The following is a 4,025-nucleotide window of genomic DNA, read 5'->3' as shown; positions in this document are numbered from 1 at the left end:
CGACGCTGCCCACAGCAGCCTGGATCAACCAGCCATCACCGGAGGCCCTCATACAGACCGCCTAACGAAACGTGTCTCAACCTGCTTGACACCTTCCGCCTCGCGATCGCCTCCCGACATGAGTAGGTCGGCTGGGTACGTCACGTTGAAGTTGCCGTAGCCGTAGCGCCCGACAACTCGTGGCGCGTCTTTGAAGGACACACATGCATGTTCGGTGCCACGTCGATCCAGGTACTCGCTGACCCACTCCGCGACGCCAGGACGGTGAAACAAGTCGGCCCAGGCTGCATCGAGTGCTTTGTCCCAGCCGTCCACCTCGACTGCCCGACCAAAAGGGAGGTCTGACGGCTTCTCTCTGTAGAGCCGCTCACTGATCCAGGCGACGCTGATGGGCAACGAGACGAAGGGGGCAGTCACGCGTTCAATCTTCCCCCGATGCCGGGCAACCAGCCCACCGCTCTAGGACACACCTGCGCACGATGCGGCAGAAGAGTGCGCTTGAGGCTCAGTCGTCGTCGTCTTCGATGTAGCCAGTCGTGGGGTCCACGGCGCGGAGGAACTCACGGATGCTCGCTTCGTGCTCGGTCATGGTGCTGCGCTGGTGGTCCGAACGCCTGGAGCCAAACCCGTGGCCTCGTTCGGCCCGTTGACCCAGGAGTATCCGTAGGCGCCGGGCTGCGACGGGCCATAGGCCAGGTCGAAGACTTGTCCGTCGACGGTCAGCCGCACCTGGTCGGGGGACACGTCGTTGCTGTCCTTTGCCACGACCAGATTGAACCAGCCTCAGTGATCGCTCGACGCGGCAGAAGCCAACACTTCTAGCCTCCTCGATCAGCCCCGGCGGCCGATCGAGAGGGTCGACGCGCTTACGACAGAACTACTATTCACTTGATGTATACATATGGTGCATACTCGACCGCATGTCCCTTGCCACCGTCTTGATGGGTGTTTTGGCTGCTGGCCCTGCCCATGGGTACGACGTCAAGCGCGCGCATGACGAGCGATTTCCTGCGTCCAAACAGCTGGCCTTCGGGCAGGTCTACGCCACGCTCGGCCGGCTCGAGCGCGACGGGTTTGTCGAGAGCATCGAGACCACCCAAGACGGCGGGCCAGAACGAACGGTCTACGCCCTGACCGCGGCCGGCGAACAGCGGTTGGCAGAGTGGCTCGCCGAAACCGAGCCCGCCGGGCCGTACGTCGCCGACGAGCTGGTCCGCAAGACGGTGACCGCCGTTCACGCTGGCGTGGACGCCGCTGGATTTCTGCGCCGCCAGCGAGCGGTGCACCTGGACGCCATGCGTGCCCTGACCCGCGACCGCGACGCCGCAGCGTCGACGGGCGAGCGGATCGCCGTTGATCACGTCCTGATCCACCTCGACGCCGACCTGCGGTGGCTCGAGGAGACCCAGGCCAGGGTCCAGAGCCAAGACCACACGAGGAGCCATCGATGACCGAGTCCCTGCTGAGCGCTCAAGGCTTGCGCAAGTCCTTTGGTGCAACCCCAGCTTTGCGGGGCGCCTCGATCGAGGTGGCTGCTGGCGAGATCGTTGCCGTCACTGGCCCGTCCGGGAGCGGCAAGTCCACGTTGCTGCATTGCTTAGCGGGGGTGCTGGTGCCAGAGAGCGGGATCGTGATGTATCGGGGCAGCCGGCTCGATGACCGCAACCCCGATGCCCGGACCCGGCTGCGGCGCGTCGAGTTCGGCCTAGTGCTGCAATTCGGGCTGCTCGTCCCCGAGCTCACCGCGGTCGAAAACGTTGCGCTGCCGCTGCTGTTGGAGAAGCGACGCCGCAGCGACGCCAGGGCGGCGGCAATGAGTTGGTTGGAAAGGCTTGGAGTTGCAGAGGTGGCCGAGGCTCGCTCTGGTGAAATGTCCGGGGGCCAAGCCCAGCGAGTCGCCATTGCCCGGGCCTTGGTGACCAGTCCGCAGGTGGTCTTCGCCGATGAGCCGACCGGTGCGCTGGATACGGTCACGGGTGAGCAGACCCTGGAGGTGCTCCTCAATGCGGTGCGCGAGACCGGAGCGGCCCTGGTGGTGGTTACCCACGACAACCGGGTCGCGGCACACGCGGGGCGGGAGGTCGTATTGCGCGACGGCGTCGTTGAGGCTGCCGAGGTTTCGCTGTGAGGCCGTTGGCTGTCACCATCACGTTGGCCGGCGGGTGGGGGCGGGCTTCCCTGGTGGCCGGTACAACCGCGCTGGTGAGCGGGCTTCTGCTCGCGGCGATCTCGATGCTCCGACTCTATGAGGCTCCGCAGTGGCCGCTCGACGAGCGGGTCCTCGGTGCAGTGCGAGACCCCGGGACGCGACCGGGGGCCATCCTCGGTGTCCTGCTGCTCGCGCTGCCGCTGGTGCTGCTGCTCGACCAAGCCGTCCGGCTCGGTACGACGGCACGGCGCCAGCGGTTCGCTGCCTTGGCGGTGGCCGGCGCGACCCGCAGCGACTTGCGCCGATGGGGTGCGGTGGAGGTGGGTCTGCCCGCCCTGGTCGGCGGGGTGCTCGGCATCCCCGTCTGGTGGCTGCTGCGTCAGGTCTCGGGACCTCAGGGCACCTCCCTTGTGCCGACCTCGGTCGGTCCGGGTGCCTGGGCGCTGCTCGCGGTGCTGATGACGGGCGCGTATGGCGCTGCCGTCGGCTTCCGGATGGGCTCGCGCGTCGGCAAGGATCCAACCCACCAGACCGATCGGCCGCCCCGCCCCTGGGCCGCATTGCTGCTGATCGTCGCCGCAGTGCTCTTGGCGGTCGGCAATGACGTCGTCGATTCCGACTTGCTGTCGCTCGGCTTGGTGTCGCTGTTGGTCCTGGCCATCGCCGGGCTGGCGCCCTGGACCGCGTTCGTCGTCGCGAGCCTGGTGGCGAGCCGGACGGCTCGGCCTGCTCTGCTTCTGGCCGGCCGACGCCTGCAGTTGGACCCCCGGCCGGCCGGTCGGGCCGCTGCCGCGGTCGGGGCCGTTGGCCTGACCGCGGGCGTCCTTTCGGTCTTCGTACCCGACGTGCTCGCGACCCAAAGCAGCGACCGCGGCTACTACCTCGGGCCCGCCTTGGTCGCCGGGTTTGGCGCCCTAGCAGCGCTGCTCGTCATCGCTTTGTCCCTGGGAGTGCACCTGACCGAGTCGGTCCTAGAGCGGCATCGCGAACTGGCCGCACTAGTGGCGTCCGGGGTGCCAGCCGAAGTGGTGAGCCGGTCCCAGCGGCTCGAGTGCCTCCTGGCGACGGTGCCCCTGGCAATCGTTGGCGCGGCCGTGGGTGGCTTGGGCTACAGCTACCTGGACTCAATGGCGGCGGCGACGTACGTACTGTCGGCCGTGTTCATCACCGGGGCCGCCAGTGCCGGCGCATGCTGGCTCGTCACCGCGCTGCTCCGACCGTGGCTGCTCGACGCACTACAACCCGAACACCTCAGGACTGCTTGAGTCATCGACCTTCGGTGTGGTCCGGCACTCGCCAGCTGTTTACCAGGTGACCTAGTGGTCGAGGCATCTTGATCCCGACAGCCGCGCACGGCAGCCACGAGCGAACCTGCCGCTAGGAGATCGACGCACGTAGGCCATTCATCGCAGGACAGGTCGCGAGCATTTTGCGTAGTGCGCGTGCGACGTCCGCTCACCGTCACGAGCGAGCTGCGAGCCGGATTGCGGCATGGCGTGCGTCTCCGAGCGCACCGTGCGCGGCAGATGAGTGCGTTTCCGACGAGCGATACGACGTACCTTCGAGGTCACTATCTCCGCTCGCGAAAGTGGTACCGCCGTGATCAAGTTCGCCCCGCGTGGCATTCAGAGGGCCACGTCAGACTCGGGCAACGGGGGGTGCTTCTTGGTTCTGCGCCCTACCTCTCAGCACACACCCGATGAGCTGCATGACGCGATGGTCTCGGCTGTCGATGTCGCTCGCGCTGAGGCCGGACCGACGTGGCGGTTCGCGGTCGCGAGTGGAGTCCAGCAAAGTGGTGTACGACGGACCTAAGTGAGCGCGTGCCTGCAACGTAGGCGCGGCCACCAGGTAGATCCTTCGAGTGATCTCTCAC

The 4,025-nt window shown here is 66.9% G+C and carries 5 protein-coding genes; 3 read left to right on the top strand and 2 right to left on the bottom strand.

From position 1 onward, the window contains the following. Positions 1–48: 48 nt before the first annotated feature. Together A6R01_RS10730 and A6R01_RS10725 are read right to left on the bottom strand one after the other, a co-directional pair. The gene (locus A6R01_RS10730) at positions 49–417 is read right to left on the bottom strand and encodes a hypothetical protein (RefSeq protein ID WP_292605690.1); all 369 of its coding nucleotides are present in this window, start codon (positions 415–417) and stop codon (positions 49–51) included. Positions 418–585: 168 nt separating this feature from the next. Next, complete coding sequence (locus A6R01_RS10725; RefSeq protein ID WP_292605688.1) at positions 586–765, bottom strand: hypothetical protein; 180 nt, start codon at positions 763–765, stop codon at positions 586–588. Positions 766–920: 155 nt separating this feature from the next. Here A6R01_RS10725 and A6R01_RS10720 point away from each other — a divergent pair, with 155 nt between their 5' ends. The 3 genes from A6R01_RS10720 (at position 921) to A6R01_RS10710 (ending at position 3,414) form a co-directional block, all read left to right on the top strand. After that, positions 921–1,451: a PadR family transcriptional regulator gene (locus tag A6R01_RS10720; protein ID WP_292605686.1), complete on the top strand. Its 531-nt coding sequence runs from the start codon at positions 921–923 to the stop codon at positions 1,449–1,451. After that, positions 1,448–2,128 carry an ABC transporter ATP-binding protein gene (locus A6R01_RS10715; protein WP_292605684.1) on the top strand — a complete coding sequence of 227 codons (681 nt, stop codon included), beginning with the start codon at positions 1,448–1,450 and terminating at the stop codon, positions 2,126–2,128. The genes A6R01_RS10720 and A6R01_RS10715 overlap by 4 nt, the downstream gene beginning before the upstream one ends. Positions 2,129–2,202: 74 nt before the next feature. After that, positions 2,203–3,414 (top strand): FtsX-like permease family protein, encoded by a 1,212-nt coding sequence (locus A6R01_RS10710; RefSeq protein ID WP_292605681.1) that lies wholly within the window; start codon positions 2,203–2,205, stop codon positions 3,412–3,414. The last annotated feature ends 611 nt before the right edge of the window (positions 3,415–4,025 follow it).

The organism is Nocardioides sp. REDSEA-S30_B4 (genome assembly GCF_001627265.1).
Lineage (GTDB): Bacteria > Actinomycetota > Actinomycetes > Propionibacteriales > Nocardioidaceae > Nocardioides.
The sequence above is the reverse complement of the archived record's forward strand: the minus strand, read 5'-3'. Positions and strand labels throughout refer to the sequence as shown.

Excerpts from the sequence above, each read along its gene's own strand:
- A6R01_RS10715 (WP_292605684.1), top strand. The coding sequence starts at position 1,448 with ATGACCGAGTCCCTGCTGAGCGCTCAAGGCTTGCGCAAGTCCTTTGGT.
- A6R01_RS10720 (WP_292605686.1), top strand. The coding sequence starts at position 921 with ATGTCCCTTGCCACCGTCTTGATGGGTGTTTTGGCTGCTGGCCCTGCC.